Below are 25,324 nucleotides of genomic sequence, written 5' to 3' on the forward strand. Positions count from 1 at the left end.
GTACCGGATTTGAGATTAATGTACCGTACTCAAGTTTTATGTACCGTATAAAAAATAAATGTACCGTATTCAGAATAAATGTACGTTGAGCGCCAATTAATCTACTAAATGTACGCTATGGGAAGTTTATGTACCATATACGAGATTTATGTACCGTGAGCAAGAGGTGCTCTTAAAGCTAGGCAACGCCCTTTCGCCTAGTAATGTAATTAAAAAAGTGTTCGTGCTAGTAAAGAACCGTTACCTTCGATTCTCCGGAGCGAAGGCTGGTGTCTCCTAGAGGAGCCTTTTCGCGCAGCGAAAATCCTTTTGCACGGCCTCTGGACGGGCAAAATAGTTGAGCAAGCACCTCAGGAAAGCGCCAGCCGGGAGCGTAGGAGAATCGAAGATTCTGCCTTTGAACTTATCACTTGAACTTAACCCTCAAACGCAACCGCTCCACCTGCTCCTCATCCACCAAAAACAAATGCTGCGGCCTGCCGACACTCCCATACGTCAGCCTCTCGCTGATGTAGCCTTCCTCCGCTAAATACTTCAAATACTTCCGTACCGTTACCCGCGAGATCGCAATCTTCTCCGCGACCTCCTCTGTTGAGAAAGACGATGCGTCTAGCGCCACAACGCCTTCAATCACACGCAACAGCGTCGTGTCAGATAAGCCTTTTGGTAGCTCCTCGCGCATGTCGTCTTTGGACTGGGGGAACCACTCATCGTCTAGACGCGCTTGATCAATTTCTTCGTGCTCGTCGTACATGCGCTTACGTTGCTTATGTTTGTACAACGCCTCCTGAAATCGATCGAAGTCAAACGGCTTCATAATATAGTCCACCGCTCCTAAATGCATTGCTCGCTTCACCGATGCCATATCAGACGCCGCCGTGATGAGGATTACGTCCCCATCCCATTCGCTCTCTGTCCGCAATTGTTGTAAGAGCGCCAATCCATTTTCTGTCCCGATGTAGATGTCTAAAAGGAGTAGGTCGACGCGCTTGTCCGCGAGCACGCGCGATGCCTCCTTGAACGAATGCGCCACGCCGACCGACGCAAATCCGTCGACCTTTTGCACGTACATCTCGTTTAGCCTCGCCACCATCGGATCATCATCTAAAATTAACACATGAATCATGCCTCATCCTCCTCCTCGTATGGAATCGTCGCCGTCATCGTCGTCCCACGCCCGCGACTCGTATCAATCGTAATCGTCCCGCCAAGCGCCTGAATCGTCGACAGCACCAGATGCATCCCATAGCCACGATCCGCGCCCTTCGTCGAGAACCCCTTCTCAAACAGCCGCTCCTGCACCTCATCCGAGAGCCCAGGCCCGTTATCCGAGATCTGAATCATAAGCTCCCTATTTTTGTGAGAAACAAGGGTAGACACGCTACGCACCTCTTGATTGTAAACAGCCTCTGCCGCGTTATCAATCAGATTCCCTGCGATTGTAATGAAGGCGTGGTTCAGCGCGCGATCCTTCGGAATCGGTATCTCTGTTTCACAGCGTACGTGGAAGTCGACCTGCTTCTCTCTCATATAGCTATATTTCCCGTGCATAAATCCTACTAATACAGGGTCTTTAAATGCTTGAAGACCGACTTCTCCATTCGGTTGCTCGAGCTTCGTGAGCTCGCTTACGTAGTCGCGGAGCTCCTCATATGATTCATTGTGGAGCATGCCTGTTATGACGTGGAGCTTGTTCTTCATTTCGTGCGACTGCGCTCGGAGCGCTTCGCTGTAAAGCTTGACCCCGGTTAGTTGCTCCGCAAGTGCGTTCACCTCTGTCTTATCCCGAAAAGTGGAGATCGCACCTACGATCTCGTTCCCTAAGACGAGTGGCACCCGGTTGATCAGTAACGTCAGCTGGTTCAGTTGCATCTCTTGGTCGAGCTCCGCCTCCCCGGTTTCTATCACGCGAAAAAGTCCGGTCTCAGGTAAGAGGTCGACGGCCTTCATGCCGACTGGCTCGGCGTCGATTCCGGCGCGGGTGAAGAGCGTGCGGGCGGCTTCGTTGACGAGCGTGATGGTGCCGGCGTGGTCGACGGCGATGATGCCTTCGCGCACGGATTCGAGCATGCGGTTGCGTTCCTCAAAGGTGCGAGCAATGTCGCGTGGCTCCTGTCCGTGGAGGATGCGGCGCACGTACGACGCGATGAGCACGGCGCCGGTGATGCCAACGGCGAGTCCGACGAGCGAGCTTGTTAAGATGATGAGGTGGTTCGCGGTGAGCTGCTCCTCAATGAACTCCATGGAGTCTCCGACGGACACAGCACCTATTTGTTCGCCGGTTGGCGCATAGATTGGCGCGAACGATCTCAAGGAGACAGTGAGCGTTCCCTCGGCCTGGGAGCTGTATGTTTCGCCGCGTAGCGCGGGCCCTTCGTCTCCGCCGACGAACGTCTCCCCGATGAGCTCCACTGTAGGGTGAGAAAATCGAGTTGAATTCATATCCATGACGACGACAAACAACACGCCAGACGTCTCGCGCACGCGCTCGGCGTATGCTTGAATCGTGTCGACGTCACCTTGTTGCAGTCCCTCAATCACGCGCTCCTCCTGCGCCACAATCTGCGCGAGCGTCTGTCCCTTCCGCTCCTGTTCGGCCAAAATGTTGTCGCCAACAAACTGGTTGATGAGTAGGTCAGTAAGTAGTAGCGAGATGCCGACGACAAAGACGACGAGTAAAATAAGCCCGGCGCGCAGGGAGATGCGGCGGCGTGGTCGTTTAGGTGGGACAGTTGGTGGTGCTGGTGTGGTGGCTGCTGGCGCTGTCATATTGGTCCTCCTTTTAGTGGCTGGCAGTTGGGTAAAATAGTCTTTTGCACGGCGCATTATGTATACGGTTAAGTGTAGCGTATTTTGGTGCGGTCCGGGAGGGCGGGTTTTGATTATCCGAAAACGGGGCTCGATTATCCGTTTTTGCCCGGTGATTATCCGAAAACAGGCCTCCATTATCCACTTTTACCCGGTGATTATCCGAAAATTGTCCTCGATTATCCGTTTTTACCCGGTGATTATCCGGAAACGGGGCTCGATTATCCGCTTTTGCTTGGTGATTATCCGTTTTGAGTAGCATGGCTGTTAGCAATTGGAATTTTTATGGTTTTAATGATGGGAAAGAGGGTTAGTAAAACTATAGAATGTTTGTTAAAAGATAGTTAGTTTCACCTTTTTCCCTATAAAGGAATGTGGGTTACTTAATAATGATGTCGACTCTATTTTCTATCAAAAAGATTGGAGATGATGGGTAATGCTTTGGGTTGGACTGATCATTTTGGCGCTGGCGATATATTTGGGGATGAAGTATGAGTTCAAGTCGTTGTTTTTGATGAATCGGGTGTTTACGAGAGGCGCGAGCAGTTTGGGGCATGAGAAGAGCTCGTTTGTGGAGTGTCCCTCGTGTAAAAGCAGGGTGAAACGTGCGGACCCAGTATACTGTTCGGCGTGTAATAAGTATTTTTAGGCATGCTGATCGTGATTAGACGTTTAGTAAGGTGAGAGATTTATGTGAATGAAGAGCCATTCTGTTTAAAAAGACGAAGGTTGCGTGTCCAGATGGTGTTTCGTTTTACTCACAGGTAAAAGAGGTAGCGTAATGAAGTTGCTACCTCTCGCATGGCTAATAAGGACGTCATTTTTCATTCCGCTTCTCCACAAACTCGTTAAACTTCTTCAAGATTTCATTTTCTTCTCTTAATCTAGCGATCTCTTTTTCTTGAGCGCGGATTTTTTTCATCTCACTATCGTACTCTAGATCTGCTTTTCCCGCGGCTTGGACTCCATCTCGAAATTCTTGAACCCACTTTAAAATTACCTTCTCTGATACACCGATTTCTTTGCCTACTTCTGCCGGGGATTCTTTATCAAATATCACGCGAGCTGCTATGTCCACCTTCACCTTTTTATCTCTGTGTTTTTTCATTTACGTAACTAGCCCCTTTTAAATGATTACTTCATCTCTGAAGTTTCTATTCAGCAATTTTCTTCAATTAGCGGTCATTTAAAATTGAAATGAGATCATAATGATAGAATCGTTTGTAGCGCTTGCGGTCGTCTTCGTAAATCATTCTGCGGTCTACTAATTCACGCAGGGCCTTACGCACAGTTGATAAGGCAAGTCCCGTCCCTTCAGACAATTGCTCAACATTAGCAATAGGTCTTTTAAACATAGCGCCCCAGATTTGTTTATGCGAGTCCTTGACGAGTTCATTCTTGCCGCTATTATATAACTCCTCAGCTGCGTCTAGTTTACTGTATTGCCTAGATGCCATTTTTTCAGCTGCTTGTAGGAAAAACAGGAGCCAACTCTTCCAGTCAGGCGGATCTAACCGAATACCATTTAGCATGGCATAGTATTTAAATTTCTCTTTCTCTAATTCTTCACTTAAGAAAAATAAAGGAGAGTCTATTACTTCCTCTTTTAACAAGTAAAGCACAATTAAAATTCTCCCAAGGCGTCCATTTCCATCTAGGAACGGATGGATAGATTCAAACTGAGCATGAATAATACCAGCCTTAATTAGTGGATGTATATCATCTTTTATATTTATATAAGGGTGACCATTGATTTCACGCTCTAAATTTGCCATTAACGCATTTACCTCTTGAGGCTCAGGTGGAATGTACGTAGCATCTTTTAAGTGTTTAGTAGGTCCAATGAAGTTCTGTATTTTTCTATAGGAACCAGACGCTGCAGTAGAACCTCTAGCATCCTTCATTAACATCTCATGCAATTGCCGGATAAGTCGTTCGGTGATTGGATTTCCTGCACTTACTAAATCTACTCCCATTTCTAATGCAGCTTGATAATTCCGCACCTCAACGCGCTCCGAATTCATAGATTGTTCCACTTTATCTTCAAGCATTTCACTAAACGTTACTTGAGTACCCTCTATTCTAGTAGATTGCACCGATTCCTGCAGGGTCATGAGCTGGATAAATGATTCATTAACAAGTGAATAATGCAATTTTTGCTTAAGCTTCTCAATTTCCGCCGTTGCGTGAACGACCTTTTTATAGAAAAGTAGCTCCGTCTCCGAATCAAATGTTAATGGTAGCATCGGTAGTTTATGTGGCTGCTTCACCTTAATCACCTCTTCCTATACAGTATACTGTAATTATAGTAATTCGTATACGTAACGATATTATCAGTGTAATAAATATCGTTAGATGGTGAGTGATTATAAAGAAAGAGTTGAATTGCTTCTTTAAGCATAACTAAATATGGAGCTCTCACCCTAGTTTCCTCCCAACAAACCCCGCAGAGACTGGCTCTAATTGTGCCTCCCGCGCCCAGACAGAGAGTTGTCCGATATGGTGGATCTCGTGGGCGATTAGGTGAGCGTAGATCGCACTTCGTGAATACATGGCGTTATCCCAAGGAACGTCTACTAAGTGCTGCGACTCTCGGTCCATATCGTCATGTAAATAGGATTGAAGCTCAGACTGAAGGCTGTCGGATAGAGCTTTTACTGCTTCGATTGTTTGGAAGCTAGAGGCTTCGATTGGTCGATCCTCTTTGTCGTGAATTGCGCAAAACCAGCTGTATTCGACGTCAATTATATGTATGAGTGTTGCTAAAATGCTTCCTACTCCGCCTGTACGGTGTTTGAGGAGCTCCTCGCATGGCAATTGCTCGCATAGCGCAAACCACTCCTCTCTTACCTGCCAATTATAGAGGAATAATGATTTCATCTCTCGCTCTCCTCCTCGTCATCATAAAACGCCATATGTGGCTTATCCTGCTTATAATACTCGAGCCGATCCTGCAACGTCCCGGTGTGGAACTCAAACTTGTGCCCGTCCAAATCTGTAAAGTAGACCGATTTTTTATCGCGCTCATCGCGTGGTCGTGAATCCAATATGTTCACACCTAGCGATTCAAGCTTTTGATATAGCTGATCAAAGTCCGCTTCCTCTACGGAGAACGCCGTGTGCGTATACGACTTGTGAATCTCCGTTCGCGGAATCCTTGGCTCCTCATTTAGCGCCAGCCACAGCCCGTTCACATCAAAATACGCAGTCGTCCGCCCCTTTACGAGCAGCTTTGCGTCAAAGACTTGCTCATAAAATCGTACCGACTCTTCAAGATTCTTCACAGAAAACAACAGATGATTGATCCCCTTTATCAAGCCCCTTCCACTCCTCTCAAAAACGCTTCTACCTCACGTCTCGAATGCAAAATAACCACTCGCTTTTCATTCTCAAGCTTCTGCAACCGCCCTTTAATTTGCGGTCGTTTGTTTTTCTTAAATCCCCAAACAAATCTTAGGAATTCAAGCGTAAGCTGTTCTTTATTGCCCTCGCGCATGTCCGGCCGCGAGCGATTGTGGTAGTGAATACGTCGCTTGACGATGCGAGTCATGCAGAGCCAGCGCGGCAGGTCGAGAAAAATAATAGTGTCAGCTGCTTGAAGACGGAGCTCCATCGTGAACCCATAGTTTCCGTCGATAATCCACCCATCTGGCGAAGCGAGTAGCTCTAGCTGAATCTGTTTTTGCTCCTCTCGCGACACAAGCTCCCAATTCGGTCGCCACATCAGCGTGTCCAAATGCACGACCTCAAGCCCTATCGCCCTCCCTAAACGGCGCGCGAACGTGGATTTACCAGCGCCTCCTGAGCCTACAATAGCAATCCGCTCCATGTGCATCCCCCCTCTTATTAATTTACATTATAAAGCATTTTTGGACGTGATATCTAGTCGAAACTCATGCTATGATAAGGATAACGTTTTTAAGGAGGCCCCCACTATGAATTTGAAAAAACAACAGCTTTTACAGCATTATGAAAGCTCCATACGCTTTGTACAATCACTCCAATCTGTCTCCGAGCAATCTTGGCGTAAACCTGTTGCACCAGAAAAATGGACAGTAGCAGAAGTATTAGCTCACCTCATTCCATGGGATGAATTCGTTACAACGAAACGACTTCCGTTCTTATTCACTACAGGCGCTTTACCAAAAGGACCTCTTGCAAACGAAGTTAACGAAAAAGCTGCCGCTAAAGCAAGAGTCGTTTCTAAACAAGAGATAATCGAAGTCTTTGTCACATCCCGTCAAACTTTAATAGCAGACGTACAGAGCATCCCCGATGACAAGTGGCAACAAACCTTTTATATCGGAGAAACAGAGCTAACCCTCTTTACCTATCTAAATGGCTTAGCCAAACACGATCTTCATCACTTTGAACAAATTCGAGGTGCGCTCAACTATCAATAAAAAGAATGTTAAGTTGCCCAACTGCCATGCTACAAAGCCCCGCACGTGGCAACATCTGGCACTGTAGTAACCTTATCTATCTCAACCTACCTAATTCGTCCTCTCAATAAAGACAGTCCACCTCACATGCACGCCCACCACCTAATCCATTTACAATTTTGCACAAAATCGTTGCTTTTTAGCACAACATCATCTGAATTTAGCACGACCGCCTCCGAATTTAGCACCCCTCACCACCTTGTCCAAAAAAGCGAGGCAACGCCCGTCCGCCTCGTACGTTAAACAAAAAATGAAGGACGAAGCATCATGTATTAACCGTAGCCGCAGGTGCCTCGAAGCGACGGGGCGGACTCCTAGAGGGGAACTCGCGTAGGTGAAAATCCTTTTGCACGTCCCCTGGACGGGCAAAATAGTTGAACTAGCGCCTCAGGAAAGACGCCCCATAGCGCAGGGGCTTCGAAGGTGACCGCACTTGACCTTGACCTTGACCTTGACCTTGATCATGGTCTTTTCCTTCCCTAAAAATCACCACACACAAAAAGCACCCCCGCATCACACGAGGGCGCCACCAAAAACTAAACTACGCTTCCTTCTTCTCTAACAAATCATTAATCTCATTTTTATACAGATCCGACTTACCACCAAACACAGCTTGGATGTTCTTATCGTACTTCATTACGCCGGCTGCACCAAGTTCCTTCAAACGAGGCTCGTCGATCTCTTTCGGATCGTTTACCGTTACGCGAAGTCGCGTGAAGCATGCGTCGACGTAGTCAATATTCTCTTCGCCTCCGAGTGCCTCTAAAATCTCCGCTGCTGTTTCCTGATAGCCACCACTCTTGTTCGCGCCTTTTTCCTTCTTTTCATTAAAATCGCTACGCGTAAAGAGCTTGTTCTCCTGACCACCGCGGCCTGGTGTGGCAAGATCCCACTTCTTGATTGAATAGGAGAAAATCACGTAGTAGATGACGAAGAAGATCGCGCCGAGTACAAGGTTCATCCACCAGTTGTTCGTTCCAGGAATTGCGTTGACTAAAATAAAGTCAATGAATCCGGAGCCACCAGCCCAACCGAGCTGGACGTCTAACATATATGTTACAGCAAAGCTAATACCAGCAAGTACTGCGTGAATTACGAATAGAAGTGGCGCAACAAATAGGAACGTGAACTCAATTGGCTCAGTAATTCCAGTTAAGAATGCCGTACCAGCAGCTGCGATAAGCATTCCTTTTACAACTGGACGGTTTTTCTTATCGGCTGCACGGTACATAGCAAGCGCAGCACCTAACAGACCAAACATGATAACTGGGAATTTACCAGCCATAAAGCGACCTGCTGTAACGTCAACACCTTCAGCAATCTGCGCTAAGAAAATATACTGGTCACCTGAAACAAGCTGACCGGCTACTTCTTGCGTACCACCAAGTGACGTCCATAGGAAAGGTGCGTACCAAATATGATGGAGTCCTGTTGGAATTAAGACTCGCTCTAAAAACCCGTAAAGCCCAACGTACATCGGGTTCGTAGAATCTGAAGCTATTACATTTGCCATTGCGTCAATTCCTGTTTGAATTGGGGGCCAAACAAGCATGACAGCAAACGCAAGTATAATAGATACAAATACCATCACAATACCTACGGATCGATCACCAGCAAAGAATCCTAAGACTTCAGGTGGCTGGAATCGTCTAAATTTGTTATAAACAAATACGGCAACTAAACCAACAATAATACCACCAAGCACGCCTGTTTCAAGCGTCGGAATACCTAATGCCATGCCGTACTCACCAGCGTCAGCAGCCATTTCAGGGGTTAAGCCTAAGACGAGTGAAATCGTTTGATTCATAATGATATAACCAAGTAAAGCCGCGAGTGCTGCAATACCAGACCCGCCGGTCAATCCTATGGCGACACCAACTGCAAAAATAACGGGCAAGTTTTCAAAAATACTAAGACCAATTGCAGACATCCCAGATCCAATCGCCGTTGCTGTATCTCCCTGAAGTGCAGGAATAAAGTCAGCTAGCGGTCCTGTTAAAGCAGCTCCAATACCGAGCAGAATACCAGCTGCCGGGAGCAAGGCGACAGGTACCATCAATGACTTACCAAACTTCTGAAGTAATGCAAAATTCATCGCTGTTTCCCCTCCATTTTTAAAGCGCTATCATCTATCTTTTTTAGAAAGGCAGGAGCGTACTCCTGCCTTCTGCTCCCTATGCCTGTAAAGCAGCCACTTGTCTTTTAAGCTCTGGCCAGTAGCCTGCGTTTGCTTCGATTAAATCGTCTAATATCGCACGTGCCTTCGGTGCATCAACAACCGTTCGATTTAACGTTAATGCTTGAAGGAGCTTTTGATAGCTCTTCTCGTACCAACCGTCTACCACAAGCTTCTCAAAGGCTAACTGCCCTTCCATTAAGCCTTTTTCAAACGTTGGAATCTGTCCAACAGCTAATGGCTTTGGTCCGTCACTCGTTAGTACAGCCGGCACCTCTACCATCGCATCGTCCTGAATGTTGGAGATTGCCCCATTGTTTTCTGTAATAACAATGAATGTCTCGCGGTTGTTATAGAGAAGTGATGCGGCAACGCGAATCATGTAACATCCGTGAATATCGACTTCAAGCTCCACGCCTTCTGTCGAATTATTCGCCGCAATCTGATCAGCAAGCCCGTGCACACGCTTCTCGCGACCGTTAATCACCTGACGCGCACGAGTGTTGTCGACAGACTCCTTATTGACCATGTCCTCCGGGTAGAGGTAGTACTGGAGGTACGTGTTTGGCAGGTAATCCGGGAAATCATTTAGCATCTTCTCGACCTGTTTAAACGTGTTGATCCAAGACGGATCGTTCGCAATCTCCGAGTCCTCTGGGAGGAAACCTTTTTGCGTAATGGCCTGCTTCAGTTCATCGGTTAACTTATTTCCTTCTTTATCAAAGATATTTGTAAACCAACCAAAGTGGTTAAGTCCGAAGTATTCCGGCACTAAATCCCAAATCTCACGGTTCAGCATCTTCGCGTAGCTCACCATAATCGCAGCCGGCATATCGCAAATGTTTAATAGACGTTTATCGTCCGGGAACTCGCGACGTAACGCTTCCGCCACAATCGCCGCAGGATTCGTGTAGTTCAAAATCCAGGCGTCCGGCGCGTAGTAACGAATATCGTTAATTAGCGTAATCATATCTCCGATCGAGCGTAGCCCGTAAGCCATACCACCCGGTCCACACGTCTCCTGGCCAACGACCCCGTGCTTCAGCGGAATCTTCTCGTCTTGCTCACGCATTGCTAATCCGCCCGTTCTTATTTGGACGAAAACCACATCTGCGTCCTTGAATGCATCTTCTTTATTTGTTGTCGCTCTAAATGAGTTTAGTTCTGGGTATTTCTCACGTAAAATCACTTCCGCAGCCTGAGCGATTTGACTTTGGCGCTCTTCATTCGTGTCATAAAATACAACGTTGTTTAATGGTAGATGACGCTTCTCTTCAATCAAGCTCATGATCATCCCGATGGTATATGTGCTTCCACCGCCGACAATAACTAGATTTTGCTTTTTCATGATTATCACCCTTTTATTTATGTCTTATTTGTATAATACAAATTTAATACAATATAGATTTCATGTCAAGGAAACGTTTGCAGTTTTCTAATATTTTAGTAGAATATAGGCATACAAACGTTTAGGAGGTGTAGCGAGTGGGCCCATTATACAAACAAATTGCAAACAAAATGAAACAAGAAATCATTCAAGGAAACTGGAAAGAAGGTATGTCGATTCCCACCGAAGCCTCGTTGTGCGAGACATTTAACGCAAGTCGTGTAACTGTAAGACAGGCAATCAAGACACTAGTTGACGAGAACTTATTATATAAAGTACAAGGAAGCGGGACATATGTAAGTGAGCGAATGGTGTCACATGATATTTACCGTTTGAAGGGTTTTACCGAGGAAATGGGGGAGCTCTCTAAAAAGACGAAGTCAAAAATCATTACCTTTTCCATGCAAGAACCACCGGACTTCATTCAACATATATTAAATTTGTCTGAAGACGAGCATGTTTTTTTTATTCGACGACTGCGCCTTGTTGATGATATTCCACTAGTTGTTGAAGACACATATTTACCTGTTAGCCTCTTCCCTGATCTATCTTATGAAATCATGCTTGGCTCAAAATACGATTATATAGAGAAAAAGAAGGGATTCAAAATCAGCAGTAGCCACCAGCAGGTGCTTCCAATCATGCCGTCCGAGTCGATCCGCGAGCTCCTAAGATTGGAGGAGGGCCTTCCCATTTTAAAAGTTGAGCTATCGTCGATGTTTACTGATGAGACGGTGTTTGAGTATACGGAGCTATACTTTAAGAGTGATGAGTATAAATTTACGATAACGGCTACAAGGAATGGTTGATAAGTCTTTAACTTGAGGATTAAATGTTCTAAGTTTAGGTGTAGATTCACCTTTAAGGTAACGTTTTTACCCTTTTCTTCGCCTCTTAATTAAGCACTTTAACAATCTTTTTTAAGCGAATTAATCTTTTCATGAATAGAAGGAGGCTTTTTTATGACTATTTTAGAGGAACATTTTTTGACAGACTCGCTTCACGAGTCCTTTTCTTGGCGCAGTGAACCATCGTCGTGGAAGGTAGATACGGTGGCTAATCAGCTCGTGTTATATACGGATAAGGAGACCGATTACTGGCAGAAGACGCACTATGGTTTTCAGGCGGATAACGGACATTTTCTCCACATTACGACCTCAAAAAACTTCCGCATGACGACGCGAGTGAAGATGGTACCGAACGCGAAGTATGATCAAGCGGGCCTGATGATTCGCGTGTCTGCAGACGTGTGGGTGAAGGCGTCACTTGAATTCATTCAGGAAGGCCACAGTAAACTTGGTGCTGTAGTCACAAACCGCGGCTACTCCGATTGGTCAACCCAGCACGTCGAGGCGCCCGCCGAGCCGGAGCTCTTTTATCGTATGTCGCGCATTGGCGAAAATGTGTATGTAGATGTATCCTGGGACGGCGAAAACTGGCAACAAATCCGCATCGCCCATCTCGAGATTGGTGAGGACGACGCTTCTGTAATGGCAGGCCTCTACGCGTGTAGTCCCCAGGGAGAAAACCAAGTTGTTCGCTTCGACTATTTAGTAATTGAAGAGCTACCAAACGATCCGGCAGTAGCGTATCTGTGAGGAAGTTGGGGATTGCGTACGCAAATTAGAAAAAGCGTACGCAGAACGCTAATTGCGCACGCGGTGTGATTTTCACCGCGTTTTCAACCTCCTTTCACCCACGTTATGAAGCATCCCTTATTACCATACCCTCCCAACTATATGTTTCCTTATCCTGTCTTTAGGTTATAAGAAATATATACAAAGGAGGGTTTCTTGATGGCTACTGCTACTCTGAACTCGCTTAAAAATTCACTTTACGTTTTTTCTATAATACTGATTGTGGGCGCGCTCGCGCTTTTAATACTTCATCCTGAGACTTCGACTAGCTTTGCGCCTGCGCTACTTATTCTCATGAGTCTAACGTCGACGTTTTGCGCGCACCTAATTGGCAGAAAACTCGGCTATGAGTTTTCTTAATGTGTTACGATATTTTCTCCGAAGAAAGGTTGAGATTTGATGAGAATGATTCATGCTCTTGGCGTGCTGACTTTGCCTGCGATCCTTGCTGGGTGTGGCTCGGCGGAGGAGGAAGATGCCTATGACGGGCCTGCGCTGAGCTTTGGGATTGTGGGTGATGAGCCTGATATTCGAGAAAATCAGGTGGAGTTTACGCCGGTTAACTTAGAAAATGTGCATGGGGAGGCGCCGAATGATTTTGACGGTATCCTTGTGATGGAGGAGCATCTCGCCGAAGCTGCTGAGCCAGAATATGTGGCGATGTATCCGGACATGCAGACTCCGATCTTCTTTGTTGGCACGGAAGCCGGCATTCTTCCGTTTGTTGATTTAAATAATCCGATCGGCTACGAGGAGACGGTGCGCCGCGCACGCGATGAATCGATCCATATTGCTGGTTTTGTGCCAGATTATCCTGTCGACGGTGCGGAGGAAGAGACGCTTTTAACGCTCACGTTTGGCTATCCTATTGCGAACAACGAACTGCAAACAGATAATCCTGAATATAGTTACTCCGAATTGTTCCGATTCATATCGGAGCATTAAGAAGCCGCCAGCGACGTTGGGAGTCGCTGGCGGTTATTGTAGGCGGTGTGATTTATTTATCGGCTGCCGTTATTAGCGGAGGGGCTGTCATAATTATTTGCTGAAAAGTCATTATTGTATGTAGATCTGTCATTATTCAGTTGGGAAATGTCATTATTATTAGCTCGATTGTCATTATTTCTGGCGATTTTGTCATAATTGTTTAGCGGTTTGTCATAACTTTCGTCCAATTTGTCATTACCTTCACCCAAACTGTCATTACCGCTCCTCTGCTCCAACAAAGCCCTTAAACTCTCTCAACCATCGTCCCATTTTAGCCGTCACTAACTCACGCTACCACATTTCCATCGCTGCGTTCAAGCGACTTCGACTATTTTTCTCCAGCTCACGAAGAAGGTAATTCCGCTCTACCTCGGCCTCAGAGCATTCTAGACTGCTCAGCTCATCGCGGTGGCACTCGACCTGAGAGTTCATAGTTGCTGCGATCCATCGATGAAAGTCCTCATACTCGCCGATAATCTGCTCGGATGCGCGTTCACGCTCGACCGTTTGTGACTGTATGGGGACAGTCATTGCCATAAGATAATGAGGGTCGCGCTCCGAATCCTCCGTGTCCATTATTAAACAATCCTCTGTCTCATCAACGCCTACCATCCCTGTCTCTACATCCCACATTCCAACCGCGACACGTGGGAACCCTACCACAAATTCCTCGTCGTGCCCTTTTATGCGTGCACCAACCAGATTAAGCGCAGCATTACTCGTCCCATTAAATATCATTCCATCTCGCCCCCTAGAGGTTTTCCTAATAAATACACTGCAAATCCCCCGAATTAGCAAGATGCATTTACCATAATACCGTCATAATACCACAATCATCCATGATAGAAAATTCTAAATTTTTGTTTCGTACCATGTTTCGTTCGACAAAAATATGGTGTGGAATCCAGCCTATCACTTTCCACCATTCACGGTCTCCTCTCCCACGGTGTTAGCGCCCAACAACAGTTACGTCATCTCTAGTTTTAATCGCTTTAATCACACCGCTACTGATTTCTGCATGCGTGAGCCATCTTGAATGGGTGTCTTCTAATATGAAGCCTAGCTGTACTTGTTGGTATCTACAAGTTGGCGGTGTGTTTATCGTTGCTCGGATGGCGTCTAGGTTGGAACTGCTGCCGACTACATGGACGAGCCTGTATGGCTGACCTTGAACGAGATGGTCCTCGACCTGTTGGAGGACTGCTTCTGGATTGGAATGAATCCATGCAACTACTAAGTCAGCGGTTCCACTAGATTTTCTCACCGAAGTAAGGGTTTGGGTGAGCTTGGTCGTATCATTATAGTCGACGAGATGTGTGCACAGGGTGTCTGGCGGCGCGGTGCGCTTGAGGGTGTCGGCGCGATCCTTGTTGCGGCAGATGACGGTGACGCGATAGCCGGTGCGGGCAAGCCAAAGGGAGACCTCGGCCATCATGCCGGTGCCTCCGATGACGAGTGCGTGCTGGGGCTTGTTTGGTTGATTCGGCGTTGCCATCAGTCTCTCACCGCCCGAATGATTTGGAGTCCGTCGGATGCTCGCGCTTTGGCCCAGCGCGGGTAGGCCATTGGTGTTGCGGTTAGGATGAGCATGACTGCTGCTATGAGGAAAAATCCGTTTGCTATATTCATCCAAAAGTTGCCTTCCGGTGTGATCGTAACGATGTACCAAAGCAGTCCTGTGAGGACGAGCGTCATGAGTGGTCCGCCCGCGTATGCAACGATTCGTTGCGCTTTTGTGAGCGTGGTGTCCCACTGGACGGATCCTTCGTATGAGAGGATCAGGTGGAAGTGAATTCTTCCGATGGAGAATGTACGCGTATTTTGCTCTGTTGCCGGTCCAAGATAGACTCGCGCCTCAGATTTTGATGTTAGTACAACTCCTAGTGCATGCCCGATTTGGTGGAAAAGGACGAGGAACGGTACGGCAATTAAAGAAAAGATAGCTACAAACATTACGTAGAGCACCTCGATTTCGTTGAGTTTGCTTTATTGTAACACAAATCCCAATTAAATGGATGTACGGATTGGTTTACGTTTGCTATGGTGGGGAGAGATGATGGGGAGGGGGCGAGTTGAGGGGGCTTATTGCGTGGGTTTGTGCTTCTATTGCGTGAAAGTCTGCTTGAATCGCGCGAGTTTTTGCTTCAATCGCGTAACTTCAATTTAATCGCGCAAGTTGACCGCTCGACTGCGCAGATTTTCGCTTCCATTGCGTGAAAGTCTGCTTGAATCGCGCGAGTTTTACCTTCAATCGCGTAACTTCAATTTAATCGCGCAAGTTGACCGCTCGACTGCGCAGATTTCCGCCTCCATCGCGCGAAAATCTACTCGAATCGCGCGAGTTTTACCCTCAACTGCGTAACGTCATTTTAATCGCGCAAGTTGACGGTTCAACTGCGCACATTTTCGCTTCGATCGCGCGAAAATCACCCCGAATCGCGCGACTTTCACCCTCAACTGCGTAACGTCATTTTAATCGCGCAAATTGAGCCATTTACTGCGCGAGTTCACGCCTCCATCGCGCGAAAATCACCCCGAATCGCGCGACTTTCACCCTCAACTGCGTAACGTCATTTTAATCGCGCAAGTTGACGGCTCGACTGCGCAGATTTCCGCTTCCATTGCGTAAAAATCACACCGAACCGCGCGACTTTCACCTTCAATCGCGTAACTTCAATTTAATCGCGCAAGTTGACGGCCCGACTGCGCAGATTTCCGCTTCCATCGCGCGAAAATCTCCCCGAACCGCGCGACTTTCACCCACAATCGCCCAACCTCACTCCCCCTAGCTAATTCCAATTCTCCGGCCTTCCACTGCGCTCACTCACTCCTTCTAAAAACTCCTCCGACAACGTGAACACGTCATCATCGTAATTAATTCCCAATGTATAGTCCTCTACCGTTCTCAACGTATCGCCACTTTCGCCAACCTGACGTTCCTGAATCCGATACGATGTCTCTTGGTCAAACCAATATTCGTAGCGTTCGCCTTCATCGCTGAAAACAACGTGATTTGCTGCGCGACCATTGACCATCGTTTCTCGAGCAAGGGTCAATTCAGAGGTTGCTAAGTGAACACTCAGCTCTGCGGCAAGATCGCTTTGCGCTAAGCGATCCTCGTAAGGGAGCTCCTCTTCAAACTGGTAGTAGGCATTTTGTGTGTCGTTATACACCGTCACGCCTTTACCATCATAAATGACCATCCGCGTTAAGCCTTGCGAGCCTGAATAGGCATCTTCTCGATAACTAATTCCATCGTCTGTCTCTACGTACCACGTGGCAAAAATGCTCGTATGACCGCCCGGAATTGTCGTTGCAATCCTCTCATAATACGAGTCCGTCTCCCCGTGGCGCTCAATAGCGTCACGCACCATCGCCTCCCCCGGATCCGAATCATCATTAATATTTCCACACGCGACAACGAATGCCGACATAGCAAGTACACTTAGTAGTACACGACTGTTTTTCATCATCATCCTCCTAAGGAATGTTTATCCATTTCTCCTCCTATTCCCTAAACTCTCTCCCAGTAAAACGCCATCCGCCCTATCGTCCAGCCGTAAATTAAGCTATACTTTTACTATATATTGGTTTTAGAGAGGGGTTCTTTTCTATGAGGAAAATAGGATTACTTACTGTCAGCACGTTAGCCGTTATCACCGGCTTTTTCCTCCTTCAATCGGAGTCTCGAGAACAGATCTCGAGCGGAGCCGAAGCACAAAACGATGTAACTAATGAGGTGACAAACGACACCACCCATACCGAAGCAAAGGACACAACGGACACAGAGGTGGAGGACATTGAACCGCTTTCTTCTCAAGAAGAGATTGAAGCGACCATGGAGGACGCGATGTCTTGGCTAACGATTCAGAGCTACGATCTTGGGCTACCTTACTTGGAGGCTGTGCTCGAGGCAGACCCTGAGCATGAGGAGGCATTGATGTTGGCGGGCTACGCTAGCTTTATGTTGCATGAATTTGAGGACTCACGTGATTACTTTGAGCGTCAGTCAGATCCGAGTGTTTTTGAGTACAAGGCGCTGGCGGAGCTGAGCTATTTATTAGATGATTTGGAAGGTGCGGCGGCTTACGCTGATGAAATGGCGCTGGCGCATGAGGCGACGGAGTACGATTCCGTCCTTCCTGAGGGCGCTCACCGTGCATGGATCGAGGAATTTCCAAGCTTTATACATGTGGCAAAAAGTGACTGGACGCTAAGTGAGCTCGACGAACTCATGAATCTATTTTATGCACCGCTTCAGATGGAGCTATTTTCAACTGCATTAAACAACTCGAATGAAGAAGATACGCTAAGCGCGAAAACGTATGAGGTCCTTGGTGAATATATGGCGATTGCTAATAACTTTGAAGATGCTACAATCGTGGCTCAAACTTACGTAGAGCGTTTTAATGAAAACGAGTCTCCTTTTTATATCGAAGAAGCGCAAGTAGCAATGGATGTGTATTCGTGGCAAGCCTATGTAGAAACGGGTGAAGAGGGAACAACTGCTACAGTCATAGGAGAAGCTTGGCACGAATTTTATCATGGCGATCGAGAGCAAGCCTTTGAGCTACTTGAAGCAGAAATCACTGGAGAAAATGGTTTTAATCATTATGATGTCGTAAGGATTGTATATGCGCTCTTTATGATTAACATCGCGGCAGAGGACACGGACCAAATTCAGTATTATTATGAGTTATTCACAGAGCATCCAGAAATCGAAGGTATCAATATAGATCACTATAGTTTATACCCTTCACTTGAACGCACATATCGTTTATGGAATGAGGGCCTGGAGTAACTAGTTGGTATAACAGTCCGCAAAGGAGATCTTTACATGAAAAAAGTATTATTAACACTTGGAATCGTAGTAGCCGTTATCACCGGCTTTTTCCTCCTTCAATCGGAGTCTCGAGAACAGATCTCGAGCGGAGCCGAAGCACAAAACGACATAACTAATGAGGTGACAAACGACATAACTAATGAGGTGACAAACGACATCACCCATACCGAAGCAAACGAAACAACGGACACAGAGGTGGAGGACATCGAACCTCTTTCTTCTCAAGAAATAGAATCTCAGGTCGATCGTGCACTCGAAGTCATTGCGTATAAGGATTTCGAATCTGTCATCGAGATACTCGAGCCAGTCTTAGCAGCCGATGAAAATCATCAGCTAGCCAACGAATTGATGGGGCACGCACTGTTTTTTGTTGATGATTATGAACAAGCTCTCGTGCATTTCGAGCGGTTGGAGGAGCGTTCGTTAAATCTGGTAAAGGCGATGGCGGAGCTTAGCTATTTGTCTGGTGACGTAGAGAAAGCGAGTGGCTACGCGGATACTGCGGAAGCGGAGTTTAACGCCATTATGGAGGGCGAAGGATTTGAGAGTCGAGGCATTGAAGCTGTCAACAGCATCTGGGTGTCAGCCTTCCCTGCACTCATTAGCGAAGGACTTTCTCTCGAAGATATGATAGATGTCATCGGTATTTTTGAGGCTCCGACGCGTCTCGTGCTGTTTGAGGAATTAGCCGCCGACACGAGTAACTACCACGTCATTGGAGAGCGGGGCTTTATCGACATGGCGATGCTCGAGGCCTCTCGTCATGATTTCGTCGCAGCTAAGCGCCTCATGGAGCAGTTTCACGACTTCGCTCAGGTCGATTCACCCCTTCTCTACATCGACTTTCTCTCTTGGGCTTCTGGAGAAAATAACGGGACGACGCACACCTATTTAGGCGAGGCATGGAACGAGTTTTGGAACGGCGACCGTGAGCTTGCTATCCAATCACTTGAAGAAAAATTAGTAGAAGATGATGACTTGTATGGTTTTCCTATTAACGTAGATCTCCACGTACACGCGCTATTCTTTATGAATCTATTAGATGAAAATACGGAAGCAACGGAAGCCTACTACGTAAAATATACAGAGGAAATGGAAGACCAGCAGATCGATTACACTAGTTGGTATAATTTACAGCCATCCGTGCACCTAGCATATGAAGAATGGCAGAGATAAGACGTGAGTGCGTAATATGGGGTCGATTCCTACCGTCTCCACCAGATTGCGTGTACCTTTTTCAAAATGAGCTTTTAAATTAGTAGTAATATGTATCAGAATCTAGCTACAATTTTTAAACGAAGGTGGTTATAATTTAATGAACCAACGCTCGATACTTATTTACGCTGTCACTTTTACTATAGTTACTATTCTATTGCTCGTCTTTTTTGGAGATAGTTTATAGGAGACGGAGCTTGGGGGATGACGAGGTAATTGGTCATACTCTGATGCACGTTTCACATAGTGTTTAAACCTATGTGAATAAATCGGCAGGGGCTCGCGAGCCTCTGCCGATCTTTGTTTATCAACCGCTTAGAGCGTTTAGTAGATTGTGATAACTGAACTCGATTCTGTGATAACTGCCCGGCATTCTGTGATAACTGCCCGGCATTCTGTGATAACTCAGCCCAATTTCGTGATAACTGCTCGGCATTCTGTGATAACTCAACCTGATTTCGTGATAACTGCCCGGCATTCTGTGATAACTCAGCCCAATTTCGTGATAACTGTCCGGCATTCTGTGATAACTCAACCTGATTTCGTGATAACTGCATGCCACTTTGTCATAACCTCTCACCATATTGTCATAACCTCTCACCACATTGTCATAACCTCTCACCACATTGTCATAACCTCTCACCACATTGTCATAACCGCCCACCACATTGTCATAACCGCTCACCCAAGCTACCCTTACTGTTACCCCCGCTCCCACTCCATCATCACTTCTACCTCACCTGTGGCTTCGTCTACACTCTCGCTCACCTCAACGAAGCCTTCGCGCTTGTAGAACGCCCTCGCGCGGACGTTTTTCCTATAAACACGCAGCACAAGCTTATCATGCTCCACCTTTACATAATCGAGCAAGCGCCGACCGACGCCTCTCGACTGATGCGTAGCATCTACAAAAATGCCTGCGATATACGAATCGCTCAAGCCAATAAAGCCAGCTATGACCCTATTTTCCTCCCAGACAAAGATGGTTGCCTCGGGCAGCATCTCGCGTACGGCGTCGAGATTGCCCCGCCAGTAGCTCTCGGGCACGAAGTCGTGTGCGCGCACATTTGTCTCGAGCCATAGCTCGGCGATGCGCGGTAGATCAGCGGTATTAAACGGTCGTAGCATCATGCTCCCACTCCTCCCTAAGTAGCCCCATCCGAATCGAATCGTAGTACTCGGCATTATAGTAGCGACACTTCCGCAGCCGCGCCTCCATCGTCATCCCAAGCTTCTCGCCAACCTTGACCATGCGATAGTTGCCAGACCACGTCGTGTAGCCGACACGCACAAGCGGCATTGTCGCAAACAAATGCTCAATCCAAAGCTTGAGCGCACGCGTACCATAGCCCCCGCTCCAATACGCCGAATCGTAAATCCCAATCCCCATCTCCAGCCAACGCGACGGCTCGTGCTCCCAGTAGTAGCTCACCGTCCCGATGATTTTATCCGAGACCTCAATGAGCCAATAATCTTCTTGGTTAACGAGAGTATGCTGTTTCTCCATATACGTTTCAAACGGTATAGCTTTGTGCGCAAAATAAGGCGCATCCCACTTCTTCCATTCCGGATTCTCGTCCCGATACGTAAGTGCCCAAAGCGCAGGCAAATCCTGCTCCGTGACAGGACGGATTGTAAGTTCGTTGTCTTGTATCATGTATGTCAGTCCTTTCAGGATGGTGCTTCCAATAACTAGGATAACATACAAGCAAAATAACGCACTGCCTGTTTCAGCAGCGCGCTTTGATTTAGGTCAGATCTAGGTGAATCGGCGTGTTGGGAAGAGCGTCTCGGGTGGATGGGTTGTAATCGCGCAAGTTGAACGCCTTACTGCGCAGATTTCCGTCTCCACCGCGCGAAAATCACCCCGAATCGCGCGACTTTCGCCTTCTACTGCGTAACTTTATTTTAATCGCGCAAGTTGATGGCTTAACTGCGCACGTTCTCACCTTAATCGCGTGAAAATCACCCCGAACCGCGTGACTTTTACCCTCAACTGCGTAACTTTATTTTAATCGCGCAAGTTGAACCCTTAACTGCGCATGTTCACACCTTAATCGCGTGAAAATCACCCCGAATCGCGCGACTTTTACCCTCAACTGCGTAACTTTATTTTAATCGCGCAAGTTGATGGCTTAACTGCGCACGTTCTCACCTCCATCGCGCGAAAATCACCCCGAATCGCGCGACTTTTACCCTCAACTGCGTAACGTCAATTTAATCGCGCAAGTTGATGGCCCGACTGCGCAGGTTTCCGCCTCCATCGCGCGAAAATCACCCCGAATCGCGTGACTTTCACCCTCAATCGCGTAACCTCCATTTAATCGCGCAACACCCCATTAACTCTCCCTACTTACTCCGTATAAAACTGTGAAATGTCTGTCTCAATCATTTCTACGGATTCTTCAAGCGCCTCTTCCACATTTTCACCCGTTGAAATAAATTCGAGGGCGTCGGCCATTGGATCCCAAACTGCGGAGAGGGCTGGCAGTGGGATGAATGGCTCCGCGCGCTCAAGCTGCGTGGCGAAGCCTGTTAACAACGGATCGTTCTGGAATTCTTCACTCTCTAACAGCGCTGAATTCGCCGGCATTTCGCCCGTTGCGCGGTAAAATTCCGCTAACGATTCCTCCGACGTCAGGTGAATCGCAAGTTGCGTTGCCTCCTCTGGATAGTCGGAGTACTCGGACAACATCCAGCCCTTCGTACCTAAAAACGTGCGCGGATACTCACCGTTATCGAGCTGCGGTAGTGGCGCCGTTGCTAAACTATCGCCAAGCGACTCCTCTAGCTCTCGAAGCGCCCACGGTCCGTTAATAATCGCCGCAACGTTACCGTCCGTAAACAGCCCCTGCGCAATATCGTTATTTACCCCGACCATCAAATAGCCGTTCTCATACCAACGCTGGAACATCTCGCCTGCCTGAATCGCGCCATCATTCGCTAAACCGACGTCCGTCTGATCGTAGACCCCTTCTTCTTCTGCGAAAATATAAGCTCCATATCCCGCCATAAAGGGGAACGAAAAATAGAAATCGGTCGCAGGATATAAGAAGCCAAACTGATCGTTAGAAGGATCCGTCATGTCAGCCGCAATTGCTTCAAGCTCCTCCATCGTCTCCGGCGCCTCTGGAATAACGTCCTGATTATAGTACATCGCCAACGTTTCGACCACGGCAGGAAGCCCGTAAAGCTCGCCCTGATAGCTAAGCGCCTCCGTCGAACCCTCCGAATACTGCGCCAAAATCTCCTCATCAACCTCCATCGGTTGCACGAGCCCCGTCAGCGCTAAATTACCTACGCCAGGCTGATAAAACAAGTCGGGACCGCGCCCAGACGGTCCATCAAGCGAAATCGACTGCTCCTGCTCATCCATCGCAAACGGTACGACCTCAACCTCAATTCCTGTCTCCTCCGTAAATCCCGCCGCAAGCGCCGCCACATGCTCCTCATCATCATCGTTCGCCCAAATCAGCAGTTGCCGAGGCTCACCGTCCGCCGCCTCACTCGCACCGTTTGTTCCTTCGTCCCCGCCATTACTACACGCCGCGAGCACGCTCGCCGACATCAAACTCACTACTACCGTCCACTTTTTCATATCCATTCTCCTCCTCATTATGTGTGTAAATCCGTGACGCGCCAAAGCCATGTAACCAACTCCGACCACCACCTCCCTCAAAAGGTTAAGCGCTTAACTTAACCCTTAAATTTTTTTACGTTAAATCATGTATTCGCTTTTTTTAAAACGCTTTCTTTTATTCGTTTAAAAATTGGGTGGTACATGGTGTCCCCACCCGTTAGTAACTATAGCTTTCTCGTTGATTCTCTTTCCACCAGCTCGACTGGTAACACAACCGTATTGTGACCATGACTTTCTTCTTCAATAGATGCAATAACAAGCTCCGCCGCTGTACGTCCTTTTGTAAAAATATCCTGACGAACCGTCGTTAACGGAGGTGTAATGTATTCACTTATAATCAAATCGTCAAATCCAATGACCGAATAGTCGTCCGGCACGCTTTTACCAAGCTTCTTCAGCTCGTTGATGACACCGATTGCGAGCACATCTGAAACGGTGACGATACCGGTCGGCGCAGGATCCGCGGTAACGATCCGGTTTACGAGCGCAGGTTGCTCAAACTTTACGTCATACGATTCAAACACGAGGTCTTCATCAAAAGCGATGCCACTCTCCGAAAGTGCGCGCCTATATCCATTCATACGATGCAGATCGACTGGCGATGTTTGCAAATTAGTAGGCACGAAAGCGACCTTGGTATGGCCGAGCTCAATCAAATGCTTGGTCGCAAGATATCCGCCGCGCTCATCCTGGATGCGCACGTTGTTGTAATTGGCCGCTTCCTTCGCATACGTGTCGATGAGCACGAGCGGCACGTCAAGCTGAATGAGCTCTTCATAGAGGTTCTCGGGTAGCTCGCCGATATAAATCAGGCCATCGAGGTTGCGCTTTTTGACCCAGCCTTTCACATCCTCAGGCTCGGCGACGCCGCTGATCATGGTGTCATAGTTATTTTTGCGCGAGATGACTTCGATGCCGCTCACGAACTCGTTGTAATAAATATTCTTTTTAAACATGGCTGCGGGCGAATCCCCTAGCATCGGGATCAAGATGCCGATGAGGTTCGATTTGCGTCGCGACAGGCTCACGGCGGACGAATCGGGATAATAGTTTAGCTCTCTAATTGACTCAAAAACCTTCTCCTTCGTCTTATCCGACACCTTTTTAACGCCATTCAGCACATAGGACACCGTCGCAATCGACACATTCGCATGCGTCGCCACATCCTGCATAGTAGGCTTTTTACTCATCTCGTCTCTCCCTCTAGTGGGGTTTGTGTGGTGCAGTTGCTGGAGAAATGTCGCGCGTGCTCCAGCAGTTTGGGAAGCACATTGTTAACTGTTTTGTGTAGTTATGTTAAGCGCTTAACTACCTGTATATGCTCACTATCCTACCCTAAGAGGAGAAGCTACGTCAATATGTATTTTGGGGGAGAGGAAATTGCGTACACAGAGCCCAAATTGCGTTCGCTCGCCCCGCTTTAGAAAGAACTTCAGGTTGCTGGCACCTATTCACTTGCCATTTTTATCTATTTTGCCATGATGACTTTGATATAATAGGATCAATCGCAACACTATATCGAAACCATTCCATAATAAGTGCTTCTAGGAGGACGCCTATGAAACAATTATCTGCATATACCATTTATTTTCTGCTCGTTATCGCCGCTACTGCAGTTGCCCAATTCATGCTTTTTATTTATATCTCATCTGGACAATTCCGGGCAGCTGACGGCCCTCCATTTGACTACACGCCTACCGGAATGCTTATAGAGAGCGTTGCTATCCCTGTTGGAATTGCCGTTTTATTATACGCAGCCTTCTTAATTTATAAGAAATCCGCCAAGCATTACAACGTGCATGTGTCCACAAGCGTCGGCGTAATTGCGACTATCATAAGCGGCGTATATCTAATTTGGCATGCTGTTTCCTATATGTTTTTATAGAAAACAAGTTTACTAGTATATCATTCTGCATCCCTTCAGACGATAAAACTTCCTACAAAAAAGAGGACCCCTAATCTGGGATCCTCCTCCATCAAAATACCTAGCATATATGTGTCTAACAAAAAGTAAAAATTAGCTTAGCGACCCTAATGCTTTAATAAATGCGACCCCTTGATAAGCTAGGATGCTGAGACTCGTCACGCCCATCGTACCCATCAAAACGTAGCGAATTACATGCAATGAAATCATAATCACTCAACTCCTTTCTTCCTAATATACTCCTGTCTAGGAATTAAGCAATCGA

Annotated in this window: 25 protein-coding genes; 8 read left to right on the forward strand and 17 right to left on the reverse strand. The window is 47.2% G+C overall.

The genetic code is table 11. The annotated features are described in order from the left end of the window. Positions 1-406: 406 nt before the first annotated feature. The 7 genes from FLK61_RS16745 to FLK61_RS16775 all read right to left on the reverse strand — a co-directional run bounded on the left by FLK61_RS16745 (position 407) and on the right by FLK61_RS16775 (position 6,637). Positions 407-1,126, reverse strand: a complete 720-nt coding sequence (locus FLK61_RS16745) for a response regulator (RefSeq protein WP_176010498.1) — start codon at positions 1,124-1,126, stop codon at positions 407-409. Further along, complete coding sequence (gene dcuS / locus FLK61_RS16750; protein WP_176010499.1) at positions 1,123-2,769, reverse strand: DcuS/MalK family sensor histidine kinase; 1,647 nt, start codon at positions 2,767-2,769, stop codon at positions 1,123-1,125. Before dcuS ends, FLK61_RS16745 begins: the two co-directional genes overlap by 4 nt. 856 nt (positions 2,770-3,625) lie before the next feature. Further along, a complete protein-coding gene (locus tag FLK61_RS16755) occupies positions 3,626-3,916 on the reverse strand; it encodes a transposase (RefSeq protein WP_176010500.1) in 291 nt (96 codons plus the stop codon). Between the two features lie 67 nt (positions 3,917-3,983). Beyond that, positions 3,984-5,078, reverse strand: a complete 1,095-nt coding sequence (locus tag FLK61_RS16760; protein ID WP_176010501.1) for a Fic family protein — start codon at positions 5,076-5,078, stop codon at positions 3,984-3,986. A 148-nt stretch (positions 5,079-5,226) separates the two neighbouring features. Further along, positions 5,227-5,688 (reverse strand): DinB family protein, encoded by a 462-nt coding sequence (locus tag FLK61_RS16765; protein ID WP_176010502.1) that lies wholly within the window; start codon positions 5,686-5,688, stop codon positions 5,227-5,229. After that, complete coding sequence (fosB, locus tag FLK61_RS16770) at positions 5,685-6,125, reverse strand: metallothiol transferase FosB (protein WP_176010503.1); 441 nt, start codon at positions 6,123-6,125, stop codon at positions 5,685-5,687. Before fosB ends, FLK61_RS16765 begins: the two co-directional genes overlap by 4 nt. Then, positions 6,122-6,637 (reverse strand): DNA topology modulation protein, encoded by a 516-nt coding sequence (locus FLK61_RS16775; protein ID WP_176010504.1) that lies wholly within the window; start codon positions 6,635-6,637, stop codon positions 6,122-6,124. The genes fosB and FLK61_RS16775 overlap by 4 nt, the downstream gene beginning before the upstream one ends. Positions 6,638-6,743: 106 nt before the next feature. On the opposite strand from FLK61_RS16775, the gene FLK61_RS16780 reads away from it, so the two are divergent. Continuing rightward, complete coding sequence (locus FLK61_RS16780) at positions 6,744-7,211, forward strand: DinB family protein (RefSeq protein WP_176010505.1); 468 nt, start codon at positions 6,744-6,746, stop codon at positions 7,209-7,211. A 580-nt stretch (positions 7,212-7,791) separates the two neighbouring features. Here the strand turns inward: FLK61_RS16780 and FLK61_RS16785 are convergent. Then, complete coding sequence (locus tag FLK61_RS16785; RefSeq protein WP_176010506.1) at positions 7,792-9,345, reverse strand: PTS transporter subunit EIIC; 1,554 nt, start codon at positions 9,343-9,345, stop codon at positions 7,792-7,794. Positions 9,346-9,424: 79 nt separating this feature from the next. Further along, positions 9,425-10,774: a 6-phospho-alpha-glucosidase gene (locus FLK61_RS16790; RefSeq protein WP_176010507.1), complete on the reverse strand. Its 1,350-nt coding sequence runs from the start codon at positions 10,772-10,774 to the stop codon at positions 9,425-9,427. 137 nt (positions 10,775-10,911) lie between these two features. Here FLK61_RS16790 and FLK61_RS16795 point away from each other — a divergent pair, with 137 nt between their 5' ends. The 4 genes from FLK61_RS16795 (at position 10,912) to FLK61_RS16810 (ending at position 13,395) form a co-directional block, all read left to right on the forward strand. Then, positions 10,912-11,622 carry a GntR family transcriptional regulator gene (locus FLK61_RS16795; protein ID WP_249777623.1) on the forward strand — a complete coding sequence of 237 codons (711 nt, stop codon included), beginning with the start codon at positions 10,912-10,914 and terminating at the stop codon, positions 11,620-11,622. A 153-nt stretch (positions 11,623-11,775) separates the two neighbouring features. Further along, positions 11,776-12,411: a DUF1349 domain-containing protein gene (locus tag FLK61_RS16800; RefSeq protein ID WP_176010508.1), complete on the forward strand. Its 636-nt coding sequence runs from the start codon at positions 11,776-11,778 to the stop codon at positions 12,409-12,411. 198 nt (positions 12,412-12,609) lie between these two features. Continuing rightward, on the forward strand, positions 12,610-12,810 hold the full coding sequence (locus FLK61_RS16805) for a hypothetical protein (RefSeq protein ID WP_176010509.1): 201 nt from the start codon (positions 12,610-12,612) through the stop codon (positions 12,808-12,810). 39 nt (positions 12,811-12,849) lie between these two features. Further along, positions 12,850-13,395: a hypothetical protein gene (locus tag FLK61_RS16810; RefSeq protein WP_176010510.1), complete on the forward strand. Its 546-nt coding sequence runs from the start codon at positions 12,850-12,852 to the stop codon at positions 13,393-13,395. Positions 13,396-13,728: 333 nt separating this feature from the next. Here FLK61_RS16810 and FLK61_RS16815 read toward each other — a convergent pair whose 3' ends face one another. The 4 genes from FLK61_RS16815 to FLK61_RS16830 all read right to left on the reverse strand — a co-directional run bounded on the left by FLK61_RS16815 (position 13,729) and on the right by FLK61_RS16830 (position 16,913). Next, the gene (locus FLK61_RS16815) at positions 13,729-14,175 is read right to left on the reverse strand and encodes a hypothetical protein (protein WP_176010511.1); all 447 of its coding nucleotides are present in this window, start codon (positions 14,173-14,175) and stop codon (positions 13,729-13,731) included. Between the two features lie 211 nt (positions 14,176-14,386). Further along, a complete protein-coding gene (locus FLK61_RS16820; RefSeq protein ID WP_176010512.1) occupies positions 14,387-14,932 on the reverse strand; it encodes a Rossmann-fold NAD(P)-binding domain-containing protein in 546 nt (181 codons plus the stop codon). Then, positions 14,932-15,390, reverse strand: a complete 459-nt coding sequence (locus tag FLK61_RS16825) for a hypothetical protein (RefSeq protein WP_176010513.1) — start codon at positions 15,388-15,390, stop codon at positions 14,932-14,934. The genes FLK61_RS16820 and FLK61_RS16825 overlap by 1 nt, the downstream gene beginning before the upstream one ends. A gap of 836 nt (positions 15,391-16,226) precedes the next feature. Continuing rightward, complete coding sequence (locus tag FLK61_RS16830) at positions 16,227-16,913, reverse strand: hypothetical protein (RefSeq protein WP_176010514.1); 687 nt, start codon at positions 16,911-16,913, stop codon at positions 16,227-16,229. A 137-nt stretch (positions 16,914-17,050) separates the two neighbouring features. Here FLK61_RS16830 and FLK61_RS16835 point away from each other — a divergent pair, with 137 nt between their 5' ends. Next, the gene (locus FLK61_RS16835; RefSeq protein ID WP_176010515.1) at positions 17,051-18,238 is read left to right on the forward strand and encodes a tetratricopeptide repeat protein; all 1,188 of its coding nucleotides are present in this window, start codon (positions 17,051-17,053) and stop codon (positions 18,236-18,238) included. 36 nt (positions 18,239-18,274) lie between these two features. After that, complete coding sequence (locus FLK61_RS16840; protein ID WP_176010516.1) at positions 18,275-19,456, forward strand: tetratricopeptide repeat protein; 1,182 nt, start codon at positions 18,275-18,277, stop codon at positions 19,454-19,456. A 741-nt stretch (positions 19,457-20,197) separates the two neighbouring features. Here FLK61_RS16840 and FLK61_RS16845 read toward each other — a convergent pair. The 4 genes from FLK61_RS16845 to FLK61_RS16860 all read right to left on the reverse strand — a co-directional run bounded on the left by FLK61_RS16845 (position 20,198) and on the right by FLK61_RS16860 (position 24,325). Further along, a complete protein-coding gene (locus FLK61_RS16845; RefSeq protein WP_249777624.1) occupies positions 20,198-20,626 on the reverse strand; it encodes a GNAT family N-acetyltransferase in 429 nt (142 codons plus the stop codon). After that, positions 20,607-21,152 carry a GNAT family N-acetyltransferase gene (locus FLK61_RS16850; protein ID WP_176010517.1) on the reverse strand — a complete coding sequence of 182 codons (546 nt, stop codon included), beginning with the start codon at positions 21,150-21,152 and terminating at the stop codon, positions 20,607-20,609. The genes FLK61_RS16845 and FLK61_RS16850 overlap by 20 nt, the downstream gene beginning before the upstream one ends. A gap of 696 nt (positions 21,153-21,848) precedes the next feature. Next, positions 21,849-23,093 carry an extracellular solute-binding protein gene (locus FLK61_RS16855; protein ID WP_249777625.1) on the reverse strand — a complete coding sequence of 415 codons (1,245 nt, stop codon included), beginning with the start codon at positions 23,091-23,093 and terminating at the stop codon, positions 21,849-21,851. A gap of 206 nt (positions 23,094-23,299) precedes the next feature. Beyond that, positions 23,300-24,325 carry a LacI family DNA-binding transcriptional regulator gene (locus FLK61_RS16860; protein ID WP_176010519.1) on the reverse strand — a complete coding sequence of 342 codons (1,026 nt, stop codon included), beginning with the start codon at positions 24,323-24,325 and terminating at the stop codon, positions 23,300-23,302. 368 nt (positions 24,326-24,693) lie between these two features. Between FLK61_RS16860 and FLK61_RS16865 the strand changes: the two genes are divergently transcribed. Continuing rightward, positions 24,694-25,020, forward strand: coding sequence for a hypothetical protein (locus FLK61_RS16865; RefSeq protein ID WP_176010520.1), 327 nt, complete (start codon positions 24,694-24,696; stop codon positions 25,018-25,020). The last annotated feature ends 304 nt before the right edge of the window (positions 25,021-25,324 follow it).

The sequence above is a fragment of the Paenalkalicoccus suaedae genome, assembly GCF_006965545.2.
In the GTDB taxonomy this organism is placed as follows: domain Bacteria; phylum Bacillota; class Bacilli; order Bacillales; family Salisediminibacteriaceae; genus Paenalkalicoccus; species Paenalkalicoccus suaedae.